We start from the raw sequence: 21,379 nt of genomic DNA on the forward strand, positions 1-21,379 counted from the left end.
AAGTCAAAATAACTACCCCCCGGTGCACACGAATGCTTCGGATCAAGGAGCACTCGGTAGGTGGGCTCATGGCGGGCCCTGCTGCCGCAAGTCGATCAGAAAAGCGCTGTCTTACTACGGGCGTCGCGTTCATCCGAACAGACGACACCTCGGCATGTCCGCCACTGTGCGAGTTGCCTGCCGGGTAGCGTCCATTCAGTCGGACTTGGACGGTCACGTTTTCGCCCGATACGCCGCAGTCGCAGCAGTCACGAATTTGGGAGTTCAAAATGGTGTCGTCTCGGCCGTTCTCGATCTACCTCTTGAAAGATGGTTGGGACGCAAGCAATGCGCTGCGTCCCGACACCGTCTTGGAGGAAGTCGACGACGACGCGGCGACTCTGCCCGAGAACGCGGCACTGTTTGTCCTTGACTCTCCTCCTCGGCCTCCATGGTGGAAGTCTTATTTCGCGATCGACGCAGACCTGACTCAGTCACTGAAGGGCGCGATTCTCTTTCTAGAGGTTGACGAACGGGTGTTTGCAATAACTTTCGGTCATGTTGCGCACAACCTGGAAGACGCCAGTTATGAGTATGACTTTGGGCTGCGGACGTCGATGAACGCCCTTGATCCGGACAAGATCAAAAACACCGATGTGTTAGAGCCAGGTTCAGCACGTCGGCAGCGAACACAGCTGTCCGTTGACTCCGACATTGCCCTTTTTGATTTCGACCGCGATGCTACAATTCTGAAATCTCTGACCGGAAAGGTGCGCAGCGACCTTAAGGATCTGATCAAGCACGCGACGGGTTCGGCGAACTTGAAGATTAGTTCGGCGGTCAAACCCCCCGACTTGCCCGATTTATGCGCGTCGGTATACGAGCTGTACTGCGGAGATCAGTACAAAGAGTCCTTTCCTGAAATTCAGAATATAGCACCCATCAAGGATCCAACTCTAATCGGAAAACTTGACAAGGTCTTGATCGATCAAATGCGAGCGAAGTCTACCGATATCGAGCTTTCGATCCCGGAGATGATTGACTATGCGAGCAATACATATATTTCTTTCACCGGGGTAGGTTTAAGTAAAGTTTATGACGATCTATCGCTGGTATCGTATCTTCAGTACTTGCAAGAGAACAAATTTTCTATAGACAAAATCGTAGTGGCTGATTTAAAGCATCAGACAGTTCACATGGTAGACCAGGAAGGCGGAAGTAATTGGGGAAGGTTCTCGGTCTATAAGACAATCCTTTTTGACGCCAGCCTGCCACGTGACACATATGCTTACCACCTAATGGAGGGTGACTGGTACCGTATCGAAGCTGACTATCTCAAGAAGCTGCGTGACTACCTCGACCCGATCTGTACCAGCGCTCCACTGCCGGATTGTGATAAGCATCGGGAGGACGAGTACAACGAAATGGCCGCGGAGTCAGACGCGGATCTGCTGTGCTTGGATAAGACAAATATTTCCATACGAAAACAGGCGCAGGTTGAGCCTTGCGATTTGTTTAGGGTAGATGGTGATCGTGCGGTCCTTTATCACATCAAGATATCAACGCGCTCATCGAGCTTAAGTCACCTGTTCAATCAAGGTGCAAATTCCGTCGAGTTACTTCGTTCGGAAGGGAAAGCTCGTGAGAAGCTGATTGAGATCCTTGAAGGTAAGTCAGATGGACGCGCGCTTGGATTCGTAGACCCTGTGAATAGGAAGTCATTTAAGGTCGTATTTGGGATAATCACGAGAAAGGATCCGTCTGGTATGTCTCGGAATTTGCCTCTCTTCTCGCGAATTAGTCTGATGCGAAATGTGAAGTATCTGCGTTTGATGGACGCCGAAGTCGAGCTGCACTTCATCCCGGATGTTTCGGTAACCAGGGCGCCAAAGGTCAAGCCTAAAAAGCCGCGGAAGTCCAAAGTATCGAGCTGAATTTGAGCCGGCGAAGCCTTGGATCTTTTGTAAATGCTGTTTTCGGGACGCACCCTGGTGGTGGCCAGTCTGTGGTGACGGTTGACCTTTGCAACTAGAGTTGCGCGGTGCCTTCCTTACTTGAAACTGCTTGCAGCTTCCAACAACGCGTCTTCCTGTGAGTGCGTGTAGACGCTCAATGTGAACGCAGCCGAAGCATGCCCTAGCCATGCAGCGATCACAGCAATTGGAATGCCCTGCAGATGCATCAAAGTTGCGCATGTGTGCCGCGCGTCGTGCAAGCGAACGTGTCTTAGCTCTGCTGACTCCAAAATCTTCCGCCAGCGAAACGTCAGCAGGTTTGGATGGACCGGTTGTCCGCTGGGGAGCCGGACGACGTATGCCGTCTCTTCATAGTACTCGCCGAGTAGCAGCTTCTCCTTTGCCTGCTGTGCCTTCGCCACACGTAGCGCCGCGTCCAACGGCTTAGAGATCGGCAGTGTCCGCCGGGACTTCTTCGTCTTCGGCGGACCCTCGACGATGGTCTTGCCAACCGCGATTCGCGTGTTCTTGACCTTGAGCTTGCCCTTGTCCAGATCAACGTCTTGCCAACGCAGTCCCGCGATCTCCCCTCGTCGCATGCCGTGCATCGCCAACTGCCAAGCCTGCGATAGCGGTTCGCGCGCGACATGTTTCATTAGCTTGTCGACTTCGAGCTTCGAGAGGGTCTGCATCTCTGTTGTCTCGGCAGCAAGCCGTTCCACCAGCGCACCGACATTGCGGACGACGTTTCCCTGTGCCATCTGATCCTGCAGAATCGCCGTCAGCAGACTGAGCATGTAGTTCACCGTCCGAGGCGCCCAGGGCTTCCTGGGCCGGCCACTGGGCGACGGCAGCCCACCCTTCCTCAGGTTCCGCACCAGCGATTCGATATTGGGCTTTGTGAGTTTCTGGACTGGGATCTGCCCGAGCTCGGAAACGACTGGCTGCAGGTTCGTTCGGTGTCCGTGCAGCGACGACGGTTTCAGGCGATGCTTTGACTCGAGCCAGTACTCGATTGTCTTCTCAACGGTCAGGGCGGAGGAATGGATGTACAGCCCGTTGTTGACCGAGTTCAGCGTCGCAGCGAGTGCGGCGCGTGCTTCCTGTTCGGTCGAGTACCGCCGTCGGCTCTGTGTACGACGTGTCGTTGTCTTTGGTGTCCCGTTCTCATCGATCCTGACGTCTGTCCGAGTGCCCGTGTCGACAGTCACCTCGTAGCGGGTAAGGCCGCGGTGCGTCTTCCTGTCTCGGACAGTGATCTTGCGGATCTGAGGTGGGAGTTGCTGCCTAGGCATCGGGTACCTCGGTGCCCACGTTCATGTCCAGCTCGGTCATCTGGCGGAAGAGGTCTTCTGCGCGATTCCTCGCGTCCTCGTAGGCCATCTGCATCGTTTCGATGTGGTCCGCAGTTTCCTTCTTGGACAGTCCGCTTCGAAGCTGCGAACGGGCCCTCCTCATCGTGGTGAGGGCATGAAGAGCCACACGGCGACTCCTGCAGTCAAGAGAAGTACGACGGCCACGACGGCGCAAACGGTGAGACGGCGTATCAGCTGGTCCCGCCGGTCCGTGGCTTTCGACGCATGGCTGACGAGTACGGGGTCGGCGGTGTCTTCGCCGATGTTGCGGTAATCGGTTCCCATGTGGACTCCTTCATTGGGCGGCTCAGCCGCTCGTTGATGTCGTTGATCGACAGAAGATTTGGAGTCAGCCTCCGACGAGGAAGAGAACGGCGCCGATGATGACGGATGCTCCAGCGACGGCACCTAGGGCCATCAGTGAAAGCCGGAAGTCCTCGCTGGCCTCGGAGAGATCGGAGGACACTCCTCGGCCGCGTGACTTCTTGGCCTTGAGGGCTGAGGTGATCACCCAAATCGAAATGACGACAAGGCATCCGCCCCAGATCGCGGCGACGACGCGTTTCCAGGTCGAATTGAGGGCGGGTCCGAGTAGTCCGACATCAGGGTTGATGTTGTCCAGTGGATTCGGAATCGTTTGTGCGTGAGCAACTCCCGTCGCTGCAAGGGTGATAGCTGTGGTGAGCACACCGGTTTCGAGTATCCGGCGTCGTGTATTGGTGGTCCGCTGCTGTGTGGGTGTCATGGCCGTTGCTCCTTTCGTGCTGTGGTGATGCGTCGGATGCGTGAAGGTCATTTGTTCTGAATGCGGCTCACCTCCCACCCGTCGGTACCGCGGCGGAGGATGACGGCGACGACGGATTGATTGACAGGCACGTCGTCGATGGTCTGGCTGACGCGGTATGCGCGATTGGCAACCTCGTCGGTCTGAGGCGGAGTGGGCTCGTCGTCGCGCGTGATAGTCGGGACGAGCACCGAGCCCGCTGCTGCCCAGCGCAGCCACTGCGCGCCCGGGCTGGATTTTGCTGTGGTCGAGGTGATCTCGCGGGCGTAGTTGACGGTGAGTAGCGGAGCGGCGCGGGCGGCCGCGTCGTTCGGGCCGGCGTCAGCACCAGTGTTCCACGTGAACCATATCGTCAAGGCGGCGATTGCTACGAGGTCGGGATCTGCGCGATCCACTGGTGCAGCCACTTTCGGTAGAGCGGTTGCGGCTCGCGGGGGAGTGCGGATTGGGTCGCTGACGTCGGGTGAGACCGATCCCGGGTTCCATTGCTGCGCTGTGAAGTTCGACGAGTCGTGCTCATCGGGTGACTGACTGTTCGTGCATCCGGAGAGAATCGTTGCGGCCAGCAGCACTACAGCTGTGGCGGTGTGGGTGCGGTTCATCCGAACCTCCGTGCTGTCAGGCCGCTGGTGGGCGGGGTCCAGTCCGAGACTTTGACGACGTCGCCGGACTGTGGGGCCTCAACGACGTGGTTGTTGCCGAGCCAGATGAAGATGTGCCCGGAGTGCGGTTGGATGATGTCGCCGGGCTGCAGGTCCGCAGCTGTACCGATGACGCGGCCGCGGGGGTCGGCGATCTGTGCCGAATCCTGATGTGGGAGAACGATTGCACCTCCGGAGGCTTGGGCGACTGCGTGGAGCACGAGTCCGGAGCAGTCGAAGCCGACCCTGTCGAAGTCGCCGATCATGTCGGCGCGCCCGCCGCCGTCGCTGACACCTTTGGTGGGCCCGTTTCGATCGCCTCCGCCCCAGGCGTAGGTGGTGCCGAGCCAGCGCATCGCCGCAGTGACGACATTGGCGCCGAACGGCCCATCGGGCACCAGGCCGGGTCCGGCGTTCGGGATAACGAGCGCGAACTTTTCGGTCGCCGTCTTCGGGATCTTCGCGACATAGTCGAGGGTCTCGGCGTTCTGGCACACCTGGCCCCCAGCAAGCGTTGCACCAGGTCCGCAGTTGTACATCGACAGATACAGCTCGGTCAAATCTCCGTGCAGCTTTCCCGACGTGAGGCCGTCTTTCGCGATCTGGGCGAGTTCGCAGTCGTAGGAGGCTTGGGTCATCACCGCGTCGGCGATGCTGCGGGTGTCCTTGTGGCCGTCACCGTCGCCGTCGACTGCTTTCGCGGCCCAGGTGCCGGGCATGAACTGAGCTGGCCCGTCTGCGCCGGACGAGGCGTTGCTGGCTTGGATGTTGAAGCCGCTTTCCTGTTCGAGCTGCGCGGCGACAATAGGGGCGGTGACTTCTGCGCACACGCTACCGCCCTTGACGATCCACGGTTCGAACTCCGCCGGCACTGATCCTGGTCGTAGTCCGGTGGCGCCGACGGGTTGACCGCAGCCGGGCTTGGTCGCGGCGGCGAGTTGGACGTTGCGGCTCGATGCCCGCTTGGCAGTGGTGGTTTCGGCGGACGACGGCCCGGCGGCGAGGGTGTCGGTGTCGCCCGAGGGCGTATTCGCTCCGGATGCAGCAAGCCAGCCGACGGGATCGACAGGGTCCGATCCTGATGCGAGTCGGGTACCGGGCCAGACCTCGAAGTGGAGGTGCGGACCAGTGGATTGACCTGCGTTGCCGACCACGCCGATCGGATCCCCAGCAGCGACGGTCTGCCCCTCGCTGACGTCGATGCCGTCGTCGTTCATGTGCCCGTACACGGTGGAGACCGACTGGCCGTCGACGACGCTGTCGATGATGATCCAGTTGCCGAAGCCGTCGGCCGGCCCGGCCTTGACCACGGTGCCATCGGTGGCCGCGTAGATCGGCGTTCCGATCGGGGCCGAGTAGTCCTGCCCTTGGTGGCCTTCCTGCGCGCCGGTGACCGGGTGGGTTCGGGGTCCGAACGGGCTCGTCGCCTGATAGCTGCCTTCACTCAGCGGCAGCACAACCGTGCCTGAATGCGGAGCCGTACCGGGTGTGCTTGGCAGGCAGGTGCCTTCGTCGTCCTCGGGCTTCCGGTCGCCGGACAGAACACCGAACATGGCGAACGCTGTGAGAGCAGCAATAAGCACAGCGGTCACTGCACCTGCTGCCTTCCCACCGCTAGAGCCATGTTCTGCCATCGCTGCCTGTCCTTCCTGAGTGAGGTTGATCGACGCTGGTTTGGGTGCCGAGTGCTGTTCAGCCGCCGATCTTTTGGGTGAAGAAGTCGATGAGCCATTGCAGGGCGCTGCGGCCGGTGGAATCGACTTGGTAGTCGTTGTAGGACTGGTGCGCTCCGGAGGCGAAGAAGGAGGCTGCATCGATGCCAGCCCCGACGAGTTGGGTCAGGTCGCTCGCGCCCGGGGAGGATGCCAACGCTCCGAGAGAGCCTGCGAGACCGGCGAAGTCGCCGCTCGAAGCCTGGCGGCCGATGGCGTCGGACTGATCGATCGCCTGACTCGGCACGCCGAGTTGGTCGACGCTGGTCTTGTCGCCTTGGCCGGAGATCACACCGACAGCGACGGAGGCGAGATCAAGTCCGACTGGAAGCAGTTCGGTTGCGGCAGCCAGGTTGCCGGTCTCGAGGATCTTCCATCCGACTTCCTGGATGGCGCCGACGTCGTTGGCGAGGCGGATGAGATCGACATTGCCGAGTAGGCCGAGGGCGAGCGAAGCGATCTGTGCCGTTCCCGACGGGTCGGGAATCATCGCGACCAACCCGGACAGCATGTGCAGGTCAATACCAGCGGCCATCTTCACGATCGGCGCAAACTGATTGTTCAGCTCACCTGCGATCTGATGTGCGGACTGGACGTCGAGGGCGGCAACTTTCTGTGGCAGGACGATCAGGTTGTCGACGATCCCCTGGTAGTCGGGCGTCGAGAAGCCGGTTGCGACATTGACGATCTGGTCGACGACGGTCTTCGGCTTGAGCAACGAGAGGACGCGCGATGCTAACGCGAGGGCATCCGGTTCGACTGTCTGCAATGGTGCGATCTGGTTGCCCAAAGTGGCGGCTGAGTCTGCGAGTCCGGAGGTGGTGCCGGTGCCGCCGAGGATCGACGACGCCGAATTGGCGATCGTTCCAGCAGTACGAATGGTCGACGGCATGTCGATCCGATCGAGTGTGTTGAGCACGTCAGCGGTCTGCTTCTCGGGTGTGCCGTCGGCGGCGGAGTCGAGCGAGGAGCGGATGCCGGGGTTAGTAGAGATCAGCGATTGGATGTCGGCGACCGGGGCCAGGGTGTTCGTCAGCGAGGTTGCCGAGGCTTCGACGCCGGCGACCTGAGACTGGGACCGGTTCGCGCCGATGGTGTCCGGCAGCGCCCCGATCCGCTCGATCAACGAGTGGACCGTGCTGCCTGCACCCGCGAGATCGACGCGGGAGAAGTCCGAGACCAGCGAGGACCCGAAATCGCGTGCAGACGCGTTTTCGACAGCACCGGTCGTACTGGCCGTCACCCCACCCTGCGCGTTCGCGCCGTTCGACAACGGCGCCGACGTCCCTGTTGTGACCGCGTCGTCAGGAGGGTTGGCGAGGACCTTGCCTAGACCGGCGAGCAGGCCGTCGCTACCTGCGTTGGTCGAGCAGTACAGATCGGTCGGGGCGCAGAGCTGCCGCACGAGCGGGGCGAGGGACCCGAAGCCTTCGGGTCGGACACCGCCGATTCCTTGGCCGTCGACCTTCGGGCCGACAAGGGTGCCGCCGGCAGTTCCTTGGTGCGGGTCGGCCACCAGTCCGACGCCAAGGACCCTGGCGGCAGGAATGACTCCGCGGCCGTTGCCGATCGCGGCCGCGACATCTCCGGCTGCGTCCGCGCCTTGGGAGTAGCCGGCGAGGAGAAACTTCGACGTCGAGCAGGCGGAGGTGAGGATGTTGTTGATCGTGTCGATGCCAGTCTGCTTGCTGTCGGCATAGGTGCGACCCTGGTCGAACGCCGACGCCGAGTAGGCAGGGTAGAGCACGTCGATCTGATTGCCGTACTTAGCCTTCAGGGCGTCGCCGACCGTCTCGAGCATCCCCACCGGAACGGTCGGATTCGCGGTAGCGGTGGTCTCCCAGGTGCCTGGCGTCATGATTGCGACGTACTTCGCGCAGGCAGACGTTCCGGTCTGTGACGGGACGGCCTGGGCGGGTGGTGCCAGTGCAGCGGCGACTGTGGTCGTGACCGCGACAGCGACCAACCCTTTGACCAGGCGTCTTTTCAGCAAGCTGAACGAGAAGTCTCGCGTCACGCCCGCCTCCTGGAACGGAGCGGGGTGGCACCGCGTTCGTAACCGCCGGACAGGGCGACCGGTTGAGCTGGTGGCGGGGGTGGAAACCGTCGAAGATCGTCACTTGGTCTGCGGTATAGGGACTTCGGAGAGACTGGGTCGGAGTACTGCTGAGTCGTCGCGCGGCGTGCTTCGGCGAGGGTATCGGCAACGAGAGCCGTCACATTGGTGTACGCCTCGATTGTCTCGGCTGGAAGCTCGGAGTACTGGATCCGTTCCCCTCGTGCCAGAACCGGCTCGTAGGGAGCCTGAACGAAGTTTTCTCTCGGTATCCCGAGGTGGTGGAGATCTTGAAAGATCATCGGTGTCGATTCCGGTGCAGCGTCGGGCGTAACGCAGGTAACGACGATCGTCGAGGCCAGCAGATGCTCGAGACCACGGCTTATCAGACTGTCCAACATCTGATAGACCTGCTTCGCCATGTCGAGGCGCAGCGGAAGTGGAACCACGAGAACGTCGGAGTGCGCGACAGCCCATTGCCAGTTGTCGGCGACTGGGTTGTTGCCCGTGTCGATGACGATCAGATCCCGGTGGCGGCGAAGGATTGCCATCACAGCGGCGCACTCATCCCATCCGATGCTCTGACCGTTTGTCATCGAATTGTCAGACGCCAGAACGTCTTCCATCGTGGGTTGTCGGCGGAGGAAGGTGTTGAGCGCGCCGGACACTGCTGCGGAGGACGCTAGATCACTGGCGTGCGCGAGGAGGTCCCAGACGGTGAGCTCTGGATCGGTCGTGCGTGCGGCCCGGTCGCCGAGGCTTCCGGTCGACTCACATGCGTCCCATACCACGACGCCGGTGCCGCGGTGCCTTCCGAACGTTGACCCGAGCATCGCGGCAGTAATGGTGTTGCCGGATCCACCTTTCGGATTGATGACCGATACCACCGAGCACCCCGGAAGTGGTTGCTGCACAGTGCGGATCGAGGTCCGGTATCTGGCTTCGGTTGAGAGGTCTTTCGGTCGTAGGCGTGCGCCGAGCGCGGCGTTGAGTCGTCCTCGCAACCCCCACGTGGCAGGCTGCGTGGTGGGGTCTGAATCGTGGTGATCGAAAAGCTGTGCTCGATAGGGGCGTTCGCTTTCGTCCCAGTCGTCAACCGCTGCTAGGGCATCCTGTCCAACACCGTAGGGGTCTGGTGCCGAGGCTTCCCTGTCATTCGGTTCCGGTTCGGTGTCGTCGACGTTCGGCCGTCGTAATCGTTGGGCTCGCAGGTTGACTGCGGCTTCGGCTTCGTAGTCGGCGACATGGTTGTCGTCGAACGCCTCGGAGTCGAGATCGGGTTCGATGTCAGTCACAGTCGACCTCCAGATGGTGGTTGCGGGTCGGAGCTTTCAGGCTTGATCGATCGACGTGATGACGTAGTGGCCGTCGACCTCGTCCGTGGTGATGCGCTGGCGGTATTGGACTCCCGGTCCGTCAGGCCCGCTTTCGGTCAGCGTCAACCTGTGTACGTTGCTGTCAACGGGGTCGATGTCGAGGCAGTAGGTGGTGTTTTCGGCGACCGTCGCTATCCCGGAGTCGAGGTTGGCGACGACAGTGAAAGGCGCACCGGCGGGTGCGTGGGGTGAGACCAATGCGTGTGCGGCGCTGCCCGATCGCTGCACGTAGTACGCGTGCTCGAACGCGGCGATCACGCCCGTCGCGCTGGACTGATTGCCACGCGGCATCGAACAATCAGGCCCCGTAGCGACGAATGTCGTCGGCGGTGCGGTTGTCACCGCCGTACCGCGTGTACTTTCGGGGGCCGACGCGTCGTCGTCCGTATCGCTGAAAGCGACGATGCAGACCGCTGCAAGAGAAGCGAGTCCAGCTGCTACCGCGAGGGCATGTCGGCGAAAATGATGCGTCGTCCGTACCTTGGACTCGGGTGCGCCTCCGGGACCGGTTGCGCTGGCGATCGGGTTAGCTGTCGACTTCCGGGTCATCGCAGTGACCACCTCTCGTATGCGGGCCGAATCAGGCCGGTGCCGGAGCCGGGAGCACCAAGTCGAGGGCTGCACGGGCCTGATCTACCGCCGGGGCTACCGCGTTCTGCACCTCTTCGACTGCTGGCTGTTCGAGGACAGTGGTGCTGAACTGCTCGACTGCGTGGCGTGCCGGTTCGATCCACAGCGGCGCGTCTTGGACGGCGACTTGAACGGACTCGACTGCTTGCGCTACCTCGGGCAGTGCCGCCACCTGATCGAGTCCATGTTGAACGTTGAGAGTGATTGCGTCGAGGTCGCCACTCGCGGGCGGTGCCTGGGCTGGATCTGGCGCCGGTGCGACGGGCAGTGGCGGCGGAAGTTCTCCGACGCCCTCGCCGCTTCCTGCAACGCCCCCGAGGAATGCCGTGACAGCACCGACGACAGTGCCTACTCCTGCGGCAACAGGGAGTGCTGCAGCTGCGCCGCCAGCGGCACCGGCTGCAGCGCCGACGACTGATCCGGCCACCGTGCCGGATACAGTGCCCACTCCTGGGATCGGTACCAGCACAGTGCCGAGCGGAGTTCCGGCGAGTCCGCCTGCGACCCCGCCGATGACGCCTCCGCCGAGCGCAGCCAGTGGCGCGACGGTCGCGTAGGTGACCCCTGCTGCGACGGTGAATCCAACGACGAATCCGGCTGTGCTGCCCGCTGCGATCCGGTCCGCTCGTGTTGTCGGGATTCCGAGATCGTTGAAGAACACGGCACCCTGATTCTCCAAGGAAGCACCGGTGTTGTTGATCTCCTCGGCCGTCTGCGGTGGCAGCCACCCAGGGATGTCGGTGATAATCGATCCGAGTCGAATCTTGTTGTCCGGAGCTTGGATCGGGCCCGGCGACGCGGGAAGGGGTTCGTCGTTCTCGGGAACCACATCCGTGGATTCATTACTGGGCTCCGGTGCTGTCTCGGGTTCGACGGTGGAGTACGCGCCGTCGTCGTAGCTGTCGTAGGAGCGCCATTGCGCGTTCTCCTGGGACGCAGGTGGTGTGTATCCGGGCAGGTAGTCGCGTTCGTAGGTAGGAGCAGGTGCGGGCGCGGCAGGGGGAGTGGGTGTTTCCGGAACGGAGGTGATGCCTGGCTGCGATCCGATTGGCGCAGTCACTCCCGGTTGGCTTGGAGCTGCATGCGCCTGGGTCGTGAAGGTAAGGGCGAGTGCAAGCGGTACAGCGAATCCTGTTGCCGCAAGGGTGGCCGGTCGTCCTGAGTAGGGGTAGTGCTTGGGGGTCGGCATGATTCAGCTCCTGTTGTGAGTGGGTTCTGCGTTGGATCAGTTGTTCTCGGCGGGTGACAGTGCTGGATTGCGTTGCGCATGAGAGGAAGTCCAGCGGGCGAGAACAAGTCCGTCGTCGCCGATGTACTCGTGAGGACCGGCATGGCGAGGTTCGAGGCAGCACGGCAGCATGTCGCCGTGGGTGGCGTCGACACCGATCGCATGGCAAAAACTCGGCTGCGCAACGTGATCGATGATCTGTTCCGTTCGGGGCATCATCCGCGACTCGCTGTAACGGATTGTGCAGCAGGCCGATTCATTGCATGACTCGCCTTTGCGGGGCACCCTTGATCGCGCATTTCGCTGCTACGGAAACCAACTGGTATGTCTCGGAATAGAAACCGGATGGACTGCAGCGCGAAAGTTCTCGACACCGTCGGCCTTGCGTTCGTCGAACGTGTGTACGCGTTGTCCAGGTAAGGCGGGGGCACGGCAGACTCCAGACAGGATTGTGGGGACGAAGCCGAAGACATGGCTGTCCTGATGTCCTGCGCTACAAGCGGTGCCGAGAACGACAAGCACCGAGGATTCCCTTCTGGGCGCGCACCGGAACTGTAATGCAGGGCACTGACGGTTGGCAATCGATTCACCTCTCGCTCCTCGGCCGTAATCTTGAGGATGTTGTGCAACCATAACGCGCAACAATAAAACGCACAAGTGGAACCGTAGAACCGAGGAGGCGTCAAAATGGCGGGGACGGATGGCTTCGAGGGAGAGTTGGGAAGGGTGCCGCGTAGCGGGGTTCGGGGGTTTCGCGCCGACAGGTTGCGGGACCTTCGTGTGCGCGCAGGATTGACGCCCGACGACTTGGCGGCGCGTCTAGGTACCAGCCGTCAGGCTGTGTCGACCTGGGAGGTAGGCCGGTCGACTCCTCCGCCCGCCACGCTCGGGTTGATTGCCGAAGCGCTGGACACGTCGGTATCGACCCTGGTGCCGATACCGGAGTCCCAGCTGCGACTAGCCGACCTGAGGGTCCATGCGGCGCTGTCGCAGGCCGACGCGGCGAAGCTCATCGGAGTGTCAGCGACTGTGCTCGCCGACATCGAGCGCGGCCGCAAGCCTGAGAGTGTAGAGCGGGTCGCATCGCTCGCTGATGCTTACGGTGTGGCTGCCGAGGTCGTGTCAGCAGCGTGGGTCAGAACCCAAGAAGCGCGCACGACACGCGCGCAGAGCCGCTAAGAAAGTACGCAACTATAAAACTGTCCTCGAAGTGCTTGCTTTCGTGCGCGTGGGTCCATGTCCGGCCATTCGCGTCCGTCGAATTATAGAAAGTCGTCCGATTTGCCCGATCATGCTTCGGTGATGACAACCAATGCCGCAGTCGTATGCTGATCCAGTGACACCAAGCTTGCGTTCAGGTGGAGTGGTTTCCATTTGTCGTCCATCGTTCTGAATCGAACTGTGCCAGTAGTCCGTTTGTGAGCCAGCCCCTTGGACATCTTCTTGGCAATCGGGAGATTGTCCGGGTGTATGGCCGGAGTAGGTTCTCCGGCAACGTTTTCCCAGCAGATATTTGGTACAGGGTCAGAGTTGTACCACCGCAACAAGTTCAGTGTTCGTAGGTTGACGAGTGCCCTGTACTCGCCGTCCTTGGTCGATGCTTCGAGGATGCGATGTTCCAGGATGGTCGGTGGGGGAGCGATGGTGATGTCCTCCGCTGGTCCGAGGTCGTGTGTGATGCCACGTAGGATCACCTCCGTTTTGCCGCCGACGTCCTCCGCCAGCATGCGGCACGAGAAGTGTGCTGCACGGAGTTGTTCATCGTCACGCCTTACCGTCCACACGGCCTGGTGGACGTCGCCCGGGACTGAGTTGACGATCTTGGCCATCGCTTCGCTCTCGTCCCGATTGGTTACCAATCGTGTGAAGGCTCCGGCAATGGCACGTTGAGTCGGACGCTGGTCTTCGGGGACGCCATACAGGTCGAGCAGGTCGTCGCTGCCGCTCGCTGTGCTGGTGGTGAGGTTGAACAGCCACGCGCCGGCCGGGTCCCGGGTGGGTACTTTCTCGTCGTGGTCGCCGATCCACAGCCAAACGCCATGAACACGTTCGGAAAAGACCTTCAGTGGCTCAGCGAGAACGAGTCGTCGGCCGTCCTCGGATTGCCGGTCAACGGACCGACCGGTCGTCATCACTTCGAGCACTGCGCGTTCGGCCTCGTCGCGAGTTGCAGCGCTCCTGATGACTTTGGCGAGCTCTACGAACGACTTCTGTGTCGAGCCTCTGCCGATGACGGATGGTTGTGCGCCGCCGAATGTTTCGATCAACAGCCAACTGCTTGACATGTTCGAGTGACCCCCGCGAGTCTCGTTGTGAATTCTGGATTGAGTATGCCGAGGCTACCTGCGCAACCGCTGGAGTAGTGGGAAGATGCGTTGGTAGTTCGAACCGAATGCTCGCACAGTCAAATCCACGAGCCGTGCGTCCGGACCAATCAGAACGCGCGGTTTGCCTTTCTCCGCGCCGGCGATGATCTTGCGTGCTGCGTCGCGTGGGTCCGTTCGAGCAATGTACCGATCGAACAAATCGGCTAGCTGTTGCTTGTCAACTCCAGGCGCAACGCGGGCAGTGCGTGCGATGGAAGTGGCTACGCCACCAGGGATTACGCATGTAGCACGTGCTGTCTTGCTGGTGGTTAGAAGCTCTTGACTCAATGCCTCGGTGAACCCGCGGACGGCGAACTTCGACGAGTTGTACGCGCTGTAGCCAGGCGCAGACATGACGCCAAAAGCGGATGAGACGTTGACGATTTGACCACGGGGAGAGTCGAGAATCTGCGGCAGGAAGGCCTTGGTTCCGTGGATGACGCCCCAAAAGTTGATGTCCATCACTCGCTCGAAGTCCTTGATCGGCGTGTCTACTACGTCGCCTCCGTGGAGAACGCCGGCGACGTTGAAGATGGAGTCAGCTTTGGGGAGGGTCGACGACGCCCACGCGTACATCTGGTCTCTGTCCGAGACGTTCAGGACTGTCGTTGTTAGGTCGAATCCTTGCTTTGCGCAGCACTGTCGGGTTTCTAGGAGTGAGTCGCAATCAAAGTCTGCGAGGTGGAGGTTCCACCCCCTTGTGGCAAGCTGTACGGCGATTTGCTTGCCTATCCCCGAACCGGCGCCCGTGATTGCAGCCGTGCGAACCGAGTTTTCCATTAACACTCCTCAGCTCGGCGGAAACGAATCGATTAGAACCCTACCGAGGTGCCTTTTGTTGGGGAGAATTGCCCGATGGACAGACCGATCGACCACCACGGGTTGGTCTGCGAAACGACCCAGTCCTATTGCCACGAGAGGGAGCAGTAGCCTGACGGATGCTGGCGACATAAACTGCGTTTTTCGCACCATCAGCTACGAAACGCCAGGTCAGCACAGTTCTGTTGTTCTGGCTCATAGCACCTGATGCGGACTCATCGAATCTGATCTTTCGATACGTCAATATGATGCAGACTCAGGGCATCTGATGCGGTGTGTCATGATCGCTGCCCCATGGGGTTTGCTGCGGACGAACGGGGGCGCGGATTTGTCGGTCGGGTTGGACGCATTCGAGGTCGGCTTCGTGGGCTCGGGTGGGGTCGAGGTTCGGTGTTCGTTGGCCGACGCGGCGGCGGTGCGGTTCGAGCGGGTTCCGCCGATCCGATCGATTCCGTCGTATCAGGGCCAGCGGCACAATCCTGGCTTGTACTGGTCGGCGACGGTGGTGGCGCATGTGGAGTTCGAGTCCTGGTTGGAGCGTGACGAGGCGATGGCGCTGGATTTCGATCCGGACGTAGTGGGGTTCGCGGCGCAACCGTTCTGGCTGTTCTGGCGCGATGTGCAGAGGAGTCGATCACATGCACCGGATTTCTTCGCCCGCCGCGCCGACGGCACCGGGGTAGTGGTCGATTGTCGACCTGCGGCGCGGATCAAGCCGCGGGACGAGGCCGCGTTCGCAGCGACCGAGCGGGCATGCGGCGCGATGGGCTGGATCTATCGGCGAGTGAGCGAGCACGATCGAGTCTGGTTGACGAACGTGCAGTGGCTGGCAGGGTATCGGCACCCTCGTCACCGAGTGGATTCGACGGCGGCGGCATTGGTGGCGGCGTTCGCGAAATCTCGGCCATTGATCGAGGGCGCGCGTTCGGTAGGCGATCCGGTGGCTGTATTGCCGGTGTTGCATCACCTGTTGTGGTCGAAGGAGCTGATCGTGGATCTGTCACAGCGGTTGGAGTCGGTGTCGATCGTGTCGGCGGCGGCGAGATGATGAAGCTGCTGAAGGTCGGGGACCGGGTGTTTTTCGATGACGACGAGTATCTGGTGGTGGCACTGTCCGGTGTGCGGGTGAGGTTGGAGGCAGCCGATGGGGCCGTGTCTGTGGTTCTGGTGTCGCATCTGGTGGACTCGCCGGGGTTCGCGATCCTCGGACAGTCCGACGCCGGGTTCGGGTCGGGTGGACTGGCTGGGCAGAGCCTCGCCGACGTTCCTGCTAATGCCGCCGAGCGAGCTCGTGACTGGGAACGACACGTGGTCGAGGTGCAAACCGGGTTGCCGACCGGAGCGGATCCAGGAGCCACTCCTCGGCCCGAGTACGACCCGGCGCGGACCACCATTCGCCAGCGCGAGGCAGCCAAGGCCGCCGAATTGACCGCAGCAGGGACTCCGACCAGCGCGATCACGGTTCAGCGGATGCGCAGCCGCTATCGTTCCGGCGGAGTGCGCGGGCTGGTCGACGGCAGGGTGATCCGGCAGTCGTCGACTTATCGGCGCACCGACGAGCGCGTGGTGGCAGCGGTCCTGGATGCGTTGGACGGGGAAACGAAACGGTCCACCGGAACCCGAGATCGACTGCGACGGCAGGTAGAAACGCTTCTGGTGCAACGGCACGGTGACGGGGTTGTCGCGATGCCGTCGAAGGCGACATTCAACCGGCTGGTAGCAGCGCTGTCGACGGGACAGCACACGTTCGGTTCGGCGAAGACGCGGCGATCCGCAGCAAATCGGCCGACCGGTCCCTTCACCGCGACCTGGGCGTCGCGGCCGGGGCAACACGTTCAGATCGACACGACACCGTTGGATGTGTTGGCGGTCTTCGACGACGGGATCGCCCGCCGAGTCGAGTTGACCGCGGCGGTCGATGTCGCAACGCGCACGATCGCGGCAGGGGTGCTGCGCCCGGTCGGTACCAAGGCGGTGGATGCGTCGCTGTTGCTGGCGCGGATGCTGGTACCTGAGCCGATGCGCCCGGGTTGGGCGGAAGTGTTGCGGATGTCGGTGTCGCGGTTGCCGTATCGAAGTCTGGCCGACATCGACGTCCGGATGGAGCAGGCTGCGGCGAAACCGGTGATCGTCCCGGAGACGATCGGCTGTGACCGCGGCAAGGTCTACCTGTCCGAAACCTTCCTGCGGTCGTGCCAGACATTGGGCATGTCGGTTCAGCCGTCCCATCCGCGCACTCCGACCGACAACAGCGTGATCGAGCGTACGTTCTCCTCGATCAACACCCTGTTCTGCCAGTACGTCGCCGGGTACGTCGGCCGTGATGTCAGCCGCCGCGGCGCCCATGTCGAGGACGAAGCTGTGTGGTCGCTGGCGCAACTGCAGGATCTGTTCGACGAGTGGGTGATTCACTGGCAGCGCCGCCGCCACGAGGGGCTGCGCAGTCCCGACAGCGGTCAGGCGGTGTCACCGAACGAGATGTATGCGGTGCTGGTCAGCGCCGCAGGCTATCTGCCGTTGATGCTCAGCGGTGAGGACTACATCGAGCTACTGCCCTCGCAATGGCGCACCATCAACGACTACGGGGTGCGCCTCGACCGGCGCACGTACGACGATCGCGCGTTCAATCCCTATCGCCGCCAGCATTCCGGTGTCACCGCGCACAACGGGGCTTGGGAAGTCCGCTACGACCCGTACGACCTGTCGCAGGTGTTCGTCCGCAACCACCACCAAGGTGGTTGGATCCGGGCGACCTGGACGCATCTGCCGATGGTGTCGGCTCCGTTCGCGGACTTCACCTGGCGTCACGCCCGCCAAATCGTCGCCGACGCCGGGCCGACAGATGAACCGGTGGAGACCGCGACCGCGCGAGCGCTGGCGGACCTTTTGGATCGAGCATCTTCCGGTCCGGACACGCAGCCGGCGGCCAGGACCAAGGCCGATCGTAAGGTAGCAGCCCGAACCCGGGCTGCGGCACCTCAAAGGGCCACTGCCGTACCGGTCGATTTGCGTGTACTCGACGGTGGTGACGACTTCGACGAGGACAGCGGCGATGAAGGCGAGTGGGGCACGGTGATCCCGTTCGGTGTCTTCGACGCCGCTGCTGAGGCAGAGCGGTGGCTGTGACCAGCATGAGTGAATTCGACCCGCCACCGGACGCCCCGCTCACCACCAAGGAAGGCTGGAATCGCTGGGTTGACCGTGACCGCTCTGCGCCTGAGCTACGAGGAGATTGGTGCGAGCTGGCACCGTCTGAGCGCGCCGACTACGACGACATCCGGCTGGACTACCACTCCGAACTGATCGTGGTGAACACCCCGACCATCCAAGACATCACGAAAACCGTTCGGCGACTGTTGATTCTCAATCGCCGCCAGATATCGGCTCGGCGCGGGCTGATCGTCACCGGCGGCGCGGGCACAGGCAAGACCACCGCATTGACTCAGTTGGGGCTGGCGCACCAGCTTCGAACGCGGTTACGCAATCCTGTTCGGGGAACACGGATTCCGGTCGTCTACATCACTTTGCCCCCGGCTGCGACTGCGCGCATGGTCGCGGTCGAATTCGCGCGGTTCCTCGGTCTTCCACTCACCGGTCGTGCCAATCTCACCGACATCACCAACTCCGTCTGCGCGGTCCTCTGCGACGTCGGTTGCGATCTGGTCCTCGTCGATGAGATCCACAACATTTCGCTGACCACCCGAGCGGGTGCCGAGGTCTCCGATCAACTGAAATATTTCTCCGAGCGCATCCCGGCGACGTTCGTCTACGCCGGAATCGACGTCGAGCACGCCGGCCTGTTCTCCGGTATCCGCGGCCGCCAGATCGCAGGCCGCTTCGCAACCATCTCCACTCACCCGTTCGCCTACGGCAGCACCGCGCAGCGTGAACACTGGAGCGCCCTTGTCGTCACCCTCGAGCAAGCGCTGCGTCTGCACCGGCACAAACACGGCACCTTGGCTCGTCAGGGCAAATACCTCTACCAGCGCACCAACGGCATGCTCGGGAGCCTGTCCCACCTCATCCGCGGCGCTGCCATCGACGCAATCCTCGACGGCAGCGAAAAGATCACCCGAGCCCATCTCGACGCTCAGCGACTCGACCGCGCCGCCAACATTCAGCCGGAGTTGGCTCACAGCAAGGATTCGGCCAAACGAAGTGGCGTTGCATGACATCTCGGCGGCGCCCGAGCGAGCAAGCACGCCAACTGCCCATACCCATCCCGCCCGCGATGAACGAGACGATCGAGTCCTACCTACGCCGACTCGCCGCCGTCAACCACATCAGCAACGACACACTGAAGCGTCACCTCGGGCTCGATCCCACGCGGCTGGGATTACGCATCCGCCCCGGTAACCTCGCCAGGCTCGTCGTGATCACCGGCTATTCACGCGAGGAGCTCACTCGCGCGCTTCCTCAGCTGTCGAACCGGCACACCGACACTGCCCGCCTCGCGGATTGGCCGAGACCGGCCTGTCCTGCCTGCACGAACCGACACCGCGGTGGCCCGGTAACCCGCTACTACCCGTCCTATGTCCACGTCTGCTCGAAGCACCGGATCTGGTTCAGCGGTGGACGATTCGATCGCGGTCGCGTGCTCGATATCAGCGGCGTGCCCGCAATTTTGGCCGCTCATTCCAGACATCGGCGCTTGGCGCAACGACGTGGACCACAACCAACCCAATACGCCTTCAACGTCGCTCGCGGAGTGTGGAACAACCTCGTCTTATTCCCCACGTGCAGCGGCATAAAGGAAAGGCTCGGCATCCTCGAACCGAATGCGAGACGTTTCATCGCCCTCGACGACTGCGAATATTTGGCGGCCAGCTACCCCAACGTCGTCAACACCGCCGCACTGCTCGTCTCACCGCACTGGCGTCGGGTCGCGTCCCGGCAGCGGACGTGCAATCAATTCCTCACCGAGCTCGGATGGCGGACAACCGGCGAACGAAATCCATACTGGCCGAACGGCGGATGTGACCCCATCGTGAAATGGATCAGCGGACTCACCCGCGTAGGCATCGACTGGAACAAACTCTGACCACTGCCGCCCGACTGGAGTAGCGAACAGCATATCGGTGCGTCTGACTGGCTGACGTAGCCTTTCCCTGCGTTCATACGGAGGGTTAAGCCTCATCGTCGCTGAAACCCAACACATTCCACAGGTCTTTACGGACTAGATAGACGACGATGGGGCGCTCTGTGAGGCGACAGCTTGTAAAATCTCGCCCGACCTCACTGCGATGTTCGACAGCAACGATGACGTGAGCCCGTGTGAGTGCTCCGTACCACCTTGGAGGAACACGGTACCGCCGCAGCTCACTGTGGTGACCAAACGATAGTCTCGCGTAACAGTGGGTCCATTCGAATTGAAATCGTCCCTGTCGCAAAGTGGTCCGAGAATTGAGGGTAGATCCATCGGCTTGAATCCGGTCGCGAAGATGACGGCATCGTTGAGGATGGTTTCTGTGAGCCCTGTAGGGCGGTGTTCCACGGTGACGCTCACGCCGACGGAGTCTTCGTGCGTGTCGACAATCGCAGAGGCGCCGTGGACGAAAAGTCTGCGTGGACCTTGTACGCGTTCAGCGTATTCGATCGCATACAACTCTTCGATGAGTGGTAGGTCGACCGCGGAATAGTTGGTGCCGCGATGGTAGTTCAGCAGTTGCTTGCGCACGTGCGGTGCCGACGAGTAAAAGTCGTCGACTGCGACGGGATCGAATATCCGGTTGGCATACGGACTGTCATCGGAAGGGCTGTATCCGTACTTGCCGAAAACTGAATGCACTTCAGCTTCGGGATATGTCGAATGAAGATAGCGGGCGACTTCGGCCGCGCTTTGCCCTGCGCCTACGACGACAAAAGAATTGTGTCGAATCGGTGGCAGTTCAGCCAGGTCGAAGAGCAGGTTGTGACTGTGGAACTGTCGCGCAGTCGGTGTCACGCCATCGGGGAGTGCTGCGGTCAGACCTCCTGCCATGACGATGTTGCGCGCTTTAAGCACGCGCTCTGAGCTGCCAACGGTCCGGACCTCGAAGTGCTCACCCGCGGATAGGATTTCAACTGCGCGACTTCCATAATCGACGTCGGCGTCGACTTGATCGGCCGCCCATTCGAGGTACTTGTGAAATTCGATCCGAGTGGGGAAGAACGTTTGGTAGTTCACGAAATGGTTCAATCTGCCGTGTTCTGCTAGATAGTTCAGAAATGTGAATCGGCTTGTAGCATTGCGTTGTGTAGCAAGGTCTTTCAGGACCGAAATCTGCATCGTCGTACCTGGAATCAACATTCCGGGGTGCCAGCCGAAAGTTGGTTTCGACTCGACGAACCGCGCCGTGATCCGGTTGCCGGACTCCTGCGATTCGTTGTACTCGCGAATCGCAATTGCCAGTCCGAGGTTGGACGGTCCGAATCCGACTCCGATCAGATCGACCGTACTGTCGTTCCGTGATCTCGAGTCGTCAAGATTTTTCTTCAC

20 protein-coding genes are annotated in these 21,379 nt (G+C 61.4%); 7 read left to right on the forward strand and 13 right to left on the reverse strand.

Translation table 11 applies throughout. The features are described from left to right. Nucleotides 1–269: 269 nt before the first annotated feature. Nucleotides 270–1,913 carry a DUF6119 family protein gene (locus tag RY1_RS08350; protein WP_072803098.1) on the forward strand — a complete coding sequence of 548 codons (1,644 nt, stop codon included), beginning with the start codon at nucleotides 270–272 and terminating at the stop codon, nucleotides 1,911–1,913. Between the two features lie 116 nt (nucleotides 1,914–2,029). On the opposite strand, the gene RY1_RS08355 is transcribed toward RY1_RS08350, so the two are convergent. From RY1_RS08355 to RY1_RS08395, 10 genes are all read right to left on the reverse strand, one after another. Beyond that, on the reverse strand, nucleotides 2,030–3,145 hold the full coding sequence (locus RY1_RS08355; RefSeq protein WP_245819550.1) for a site-specific integrase: 1,116 nt from the start codon (nucleotides 3,143–3,145) through the stop codon (nucleotides 2,030–2,032). Nucleotides 3,146–3,221: 76 nt separating this feature from the next. Continuing rightward, nucleotides 3,222–3,416: a hypothetical protein gene (locus RY1_RS29600; RefSeq protein WP_174565356.1), complete on the reverse strand. Its 195-nt coding sequence runs from the start codon at nucleotides 3,414–3,416 to the stop codon at nucleotides 3,222–3,224. Further along, the gene (locus tag RY1_RS08360) at nucleotides 3,389–3,574 is read right to left on the reverse strand and encodes a hypothetical protein (RefSeq protein ID WP_072803100.1); all 186 of its coding nucleotides are present in this window, start codon (nucleotides 3,572–3,574) and stop codon (nucleotides 3,389–3,391) included. The genes RY1_RS29600 and RY1_RS08360 overlap by 28 nt, the downstream gene beginning before the upstream one ends. Before the next feature lie 64 nt (nucleotides 3,575–3,638). Further along, nucleotides 3,639–4,034 (reverse strand): hypothetical protein, encoded by a 396-nt coding sequence (locus RY1_RS08365; RefSeq protein WP_072803375.1) that lies wholly within the window; start codon nucleotides 4,032–4,034, stop codon nucleotides 3,639–3,641. A 47-nt stretch (nucleotides 4,035–4,081) separates the two neighbouring features. Beyond that, entirely contained in the window at nucleotides 4,082–4,675 is a 594-nt protein-coding gene (locus RY1_RS08370; protein WP_072803101.1) for a hypothetical protein, read from the reverse strand. Next, nucleotides 4,672–6,306 carry a peptidoglycan DD-metalloendopeptidase family protein gene (locus RY1_RS08375; protein WP_245819551.1) on the reverse strand — a complete coding sequence of 545 codons (1,635 nt, stop codon included), beginning with the start codon at nucleotides 6,304–6,306 and terminating at the stop codon, nucleotides 4,672–4,674. Before RY1_RS08375 ends, RY1_RS08370 begins: the two co-directional genes overlap by 4 nt. Before the next feature lie 100 nt (nucleotides 6,307–6,406). Next, a complete protein-coding gene (locus RY1_RS08380) occupies nucleotides 6,407–8,443 on the reverse strand; it encodes a cutinase family protein (RefSeq protein ID WP_072803103.1) in 2,037 nt (678 codons plus the stop codon). Beyond that, nucleotides 8,440–9,777, reverse strand: coding sequence for a MinD/ParA family ATP-binding protein (locus tag RY1_RS08385; protein WP_084727260.1), 1,338 nt, complete (start codon nucleotides 9,775–9,777; stop codon nucleotides 8,440–8,442). Before RY1_RS08385 ends, RY1_RS08380 begins: the two co-directional genes overlap by 4 nt. A gap of 36 nt (nucleotides 9,778–9,813) precedes the next feature. After that, a complete protein-coding gene (locus RY1_RS08390; protein WP_245819552.1) occupies nucleotides 9,814–10,407 on the reverse strand; it encodes a DUF8176 domain-containing protein in 594 nt (197 codons plus the stop codon). Nucleotides 10,408–10,438: 31 nt separating this feature from the next. Then, nucleotides 10,439–11,548, reverse strand: coding sequence for a hypothetical protein (locus tag RY1_RS08395; RefSeq protein WP_072803104.1), 1,110 nt, complete (start codon nucleotides 11,546–11,548; stop codon nucleotides 10,439–10,441). A gap of 207 nt (nucleotides 11,549–11,755) precedes the next feature. Here RY1_RS08395 and RY1_RS08400 point away from each other — a divergent pair, with 207 nt between their 5' ends. Both RY1_RS08400 and RY1_RS08405 read left to right on the forward strand, forming a co-directional pair. Continuing rightward, a complete protein-coding gene (locus RY1_RS08400) occupies nucleotides 11,756–11,983 on the forward strand; it encodes a hypothetical protein (protein WP_072803105.1) in 228 nt (75 codons plus the stop codon). A gap of 420 nt (nucleotides 11,984–12,403) precedes the next feature. Next, complete coding sequence (locus RY1_RS08405; protein WP_245819553.1) at nucleotides 12,404–12,895, forward strand: helix-turn-helix domain-containing protein; 492 nt, start codon at nucleotides 12,404–12,406, stop codon at nucleotides 12,893–12,895. Between the two features lie 110 nt (nucleotides 12,896–13,005). Here the strand turns inward: RY1_RS08405 and RY1_RS08410 are convergent, their stop codons facing one another. Next, nucleotides 13,006–14,001: a GAF domain-containing protein gene (locus RY1_RS08410; protein WP_072803107.1), complete on the reverse strand. Its 996-nt coding sequence runs from the start codon at nucleotides 13,999–14,001 to the stop codon at nucleotides 13,006–13,008. Nucleotides 14,002–14,055: 54 nt separating this feature from the next. Beyond that, a complete protein-coding gene (locus RY1_RS08415; protein ID WP_072803108.1) occupies nucleotides 14,056–14,862 on the reverse strand; it encodes an SDR family NAD(P)-dependent oxidoreductase in 807 nt (268 codons plus the stop codon). A 319-nt stretch (nucleotides 14,863–15,181) separates the two neighbouring features. On the opposite strand from RY1_RS08415, the gene RY1_RS08420 reads away from it, so the two are divergent. Genes RY1_RS08420 through RY1_RS08435 form a run of 4 tightly spaced genes read left to right on the forward strand, consistent with a single transcriptional unit; the run spans nucleotide 15,182 to nucleotide 19,942 of the window. Then, entirely contained in the window at nucleotides 15,182–15,949 is a 768-nt protein-coding gene (locus RY1_RS08420) for a TnsA-like heteromeric transposase endonuclease subunit (RefSeq protein ID WP_245819554.1), read from the forward strand. Next, nucleotides 15,946–18,027 (forward strand): TnsB C-terminal domain-containing protein, encoded by a 2,082-nt coding sequence (locus tag RY1_RS08425; protein ID WP_245819555.1) that lies wholly within the window; start codon nucleotides 15,946–15,948, stop codon nucleotides 18,025–18,027. Before RY1_RS08420 ends, RY1_RS08425 begins: the two co-directional genes overlap by 4 nt. 5 nt (nucleotides 18,028–18,032) lie before the next feature. Further along, nucleotides 18,033–19,073, forward strand: coding sequence for a TniB family NTP-binding protein (locus RY1_RS08430; RefSeq protein ID WP_072803378.1), 1,041 nt, complete (start codon nucleotides 18,033–18,035; stop codon nucleotides 19,071–19,073). After that, complete coding sequence (locus RY1_RS08435; RefSeq protein ID WP_072803110.1) at nucleotides 19,070–19,942, forward strand: TniQ family protein; 873 nt, start codon at nucleotides 19,070–19,072, stop codon at nucleotides 19,940–19,942. The genes RY1_RS08430 and RY1_RS08435 overlap by 4 nt, the downstream gene beginning before the upstream one ends. A 135-nt stretch (nucleotides 19,943–20,077) precedes the next feature. Here RY1_RS08435 and RY1_RS08440 read toward each other — a convergent pair whose 3' ends face one another. Further along, nucleotides 20,078–21,379 (reverse strand): lysine N(6)-hydroxylase/L-ornithine N(5)-oxygenase family protein, encoded by a 1,302-nt coding sequence (locus tag RY1_RS08440; RefSeq protein ID WP_072803111.1) that lies wholly within the window; start codon nucleotides 21,377–21,379, stop codon nucleotides 20,078–20,080.

The organism is Rhodococcus yunnanensis NBRC 103083, from assembly GCF_001895005.1.
In the GTDB taxonomy this organism is placed as follows: domain Bacteria; phylum Actinomycetota; class Actinomycetes; order Mycobacteriales; family Mycobacteriaceae; genus Rhodococcoides; species Rhodococcoides yunnanense.

Coding starts and splice junctions, on each gene's coding strand:
- RY1_RS08350 (WP_072803098.1), top strand. CDS start 270: ATGGTGTCGTCTCGGCCGTTCTCGATCTACCTCTTGAAAGATGGTTGG.
- RY1_RS08360 (WP_072803100.1), bottom strand. CDS start 3,574: ATGGGAACCGATTACCGCAACATCGGCGAAGACACCGCCGACCCCGTA.
- RY1_RS08365 (WP_072803375.1), bottom strand. CDS start 4,034: ATGACACCCACACAGCAGCGGACCACCAATACACGACGCCGGATACTC.
- RY1_RS08370 (WP_072803101.1), bottom strand. CDS start 4,675: ATGAACCGCACCCACACCGCCACAGCTGTAGTGCTGCTGGCCGCAACG.
- RY1_RS08390 (WP_245819552.1), bottom strand. CDS start 10,407: ATGACCCGGAAGTCGACAGCTAACCCGATCGCCAGCGCAACCGGTCCC.
- RY1_RS08400 (WP_072803105.1), top strand. CDS start 11,756: ATGAGAGGAAGTCCAGCGGGCGAGAACAAGTCCGTCGTCGCCGATGTA.
- RY1_RS08405 (WP_245819553.1), top strand. CDS start 12,404: ATGGCGGGGACGGATGGCTTCGAGGGAGAGTTGGGAAGGGTGCCGCGT.
- RY1_RS08410 (WP_072803107.1), bottom strand. CDS start 14,001: ATGTCAAGCAGTTGGCTGTTGATCGAAACATTCGGCGGCGCACAACCA.
- RY1_RS08415 (WP_072803108.1), bottom strand. CDS start 14,862: ATGGAAAACTCGGTTCGCACGGCTGCAATCACGGGCGCCGGTTCGGGG.
- RY1_RS08420 (WP_245819554.1), top strand. CDS start 15,182: ATGATCGCTGCCCCATGGGGTTTGCTGCGGACGAACGGGGGCGCGGAT.
- RY1_RS08425 (WP_245819555.1), top strand. CDS start 15,946: ATGATGAAGCTGCTGAAGGTCGGGGACCGGGTGTTTTTCGATGACGAC.
- RY1_RS08430 (WP_072803378.1), top strand. CDS start 18,033: ATGAGTGAATTCGACCCGCCACCGGACGCCCCGCTCACCACCAAGGAA.
- RY1_RS08435 (WP_072803110.1), top strand. CDS start 19,070: ATGACATCTCGGCGGCGCCCGAGCGAGCAAGCACGCCAACTGCCCATA.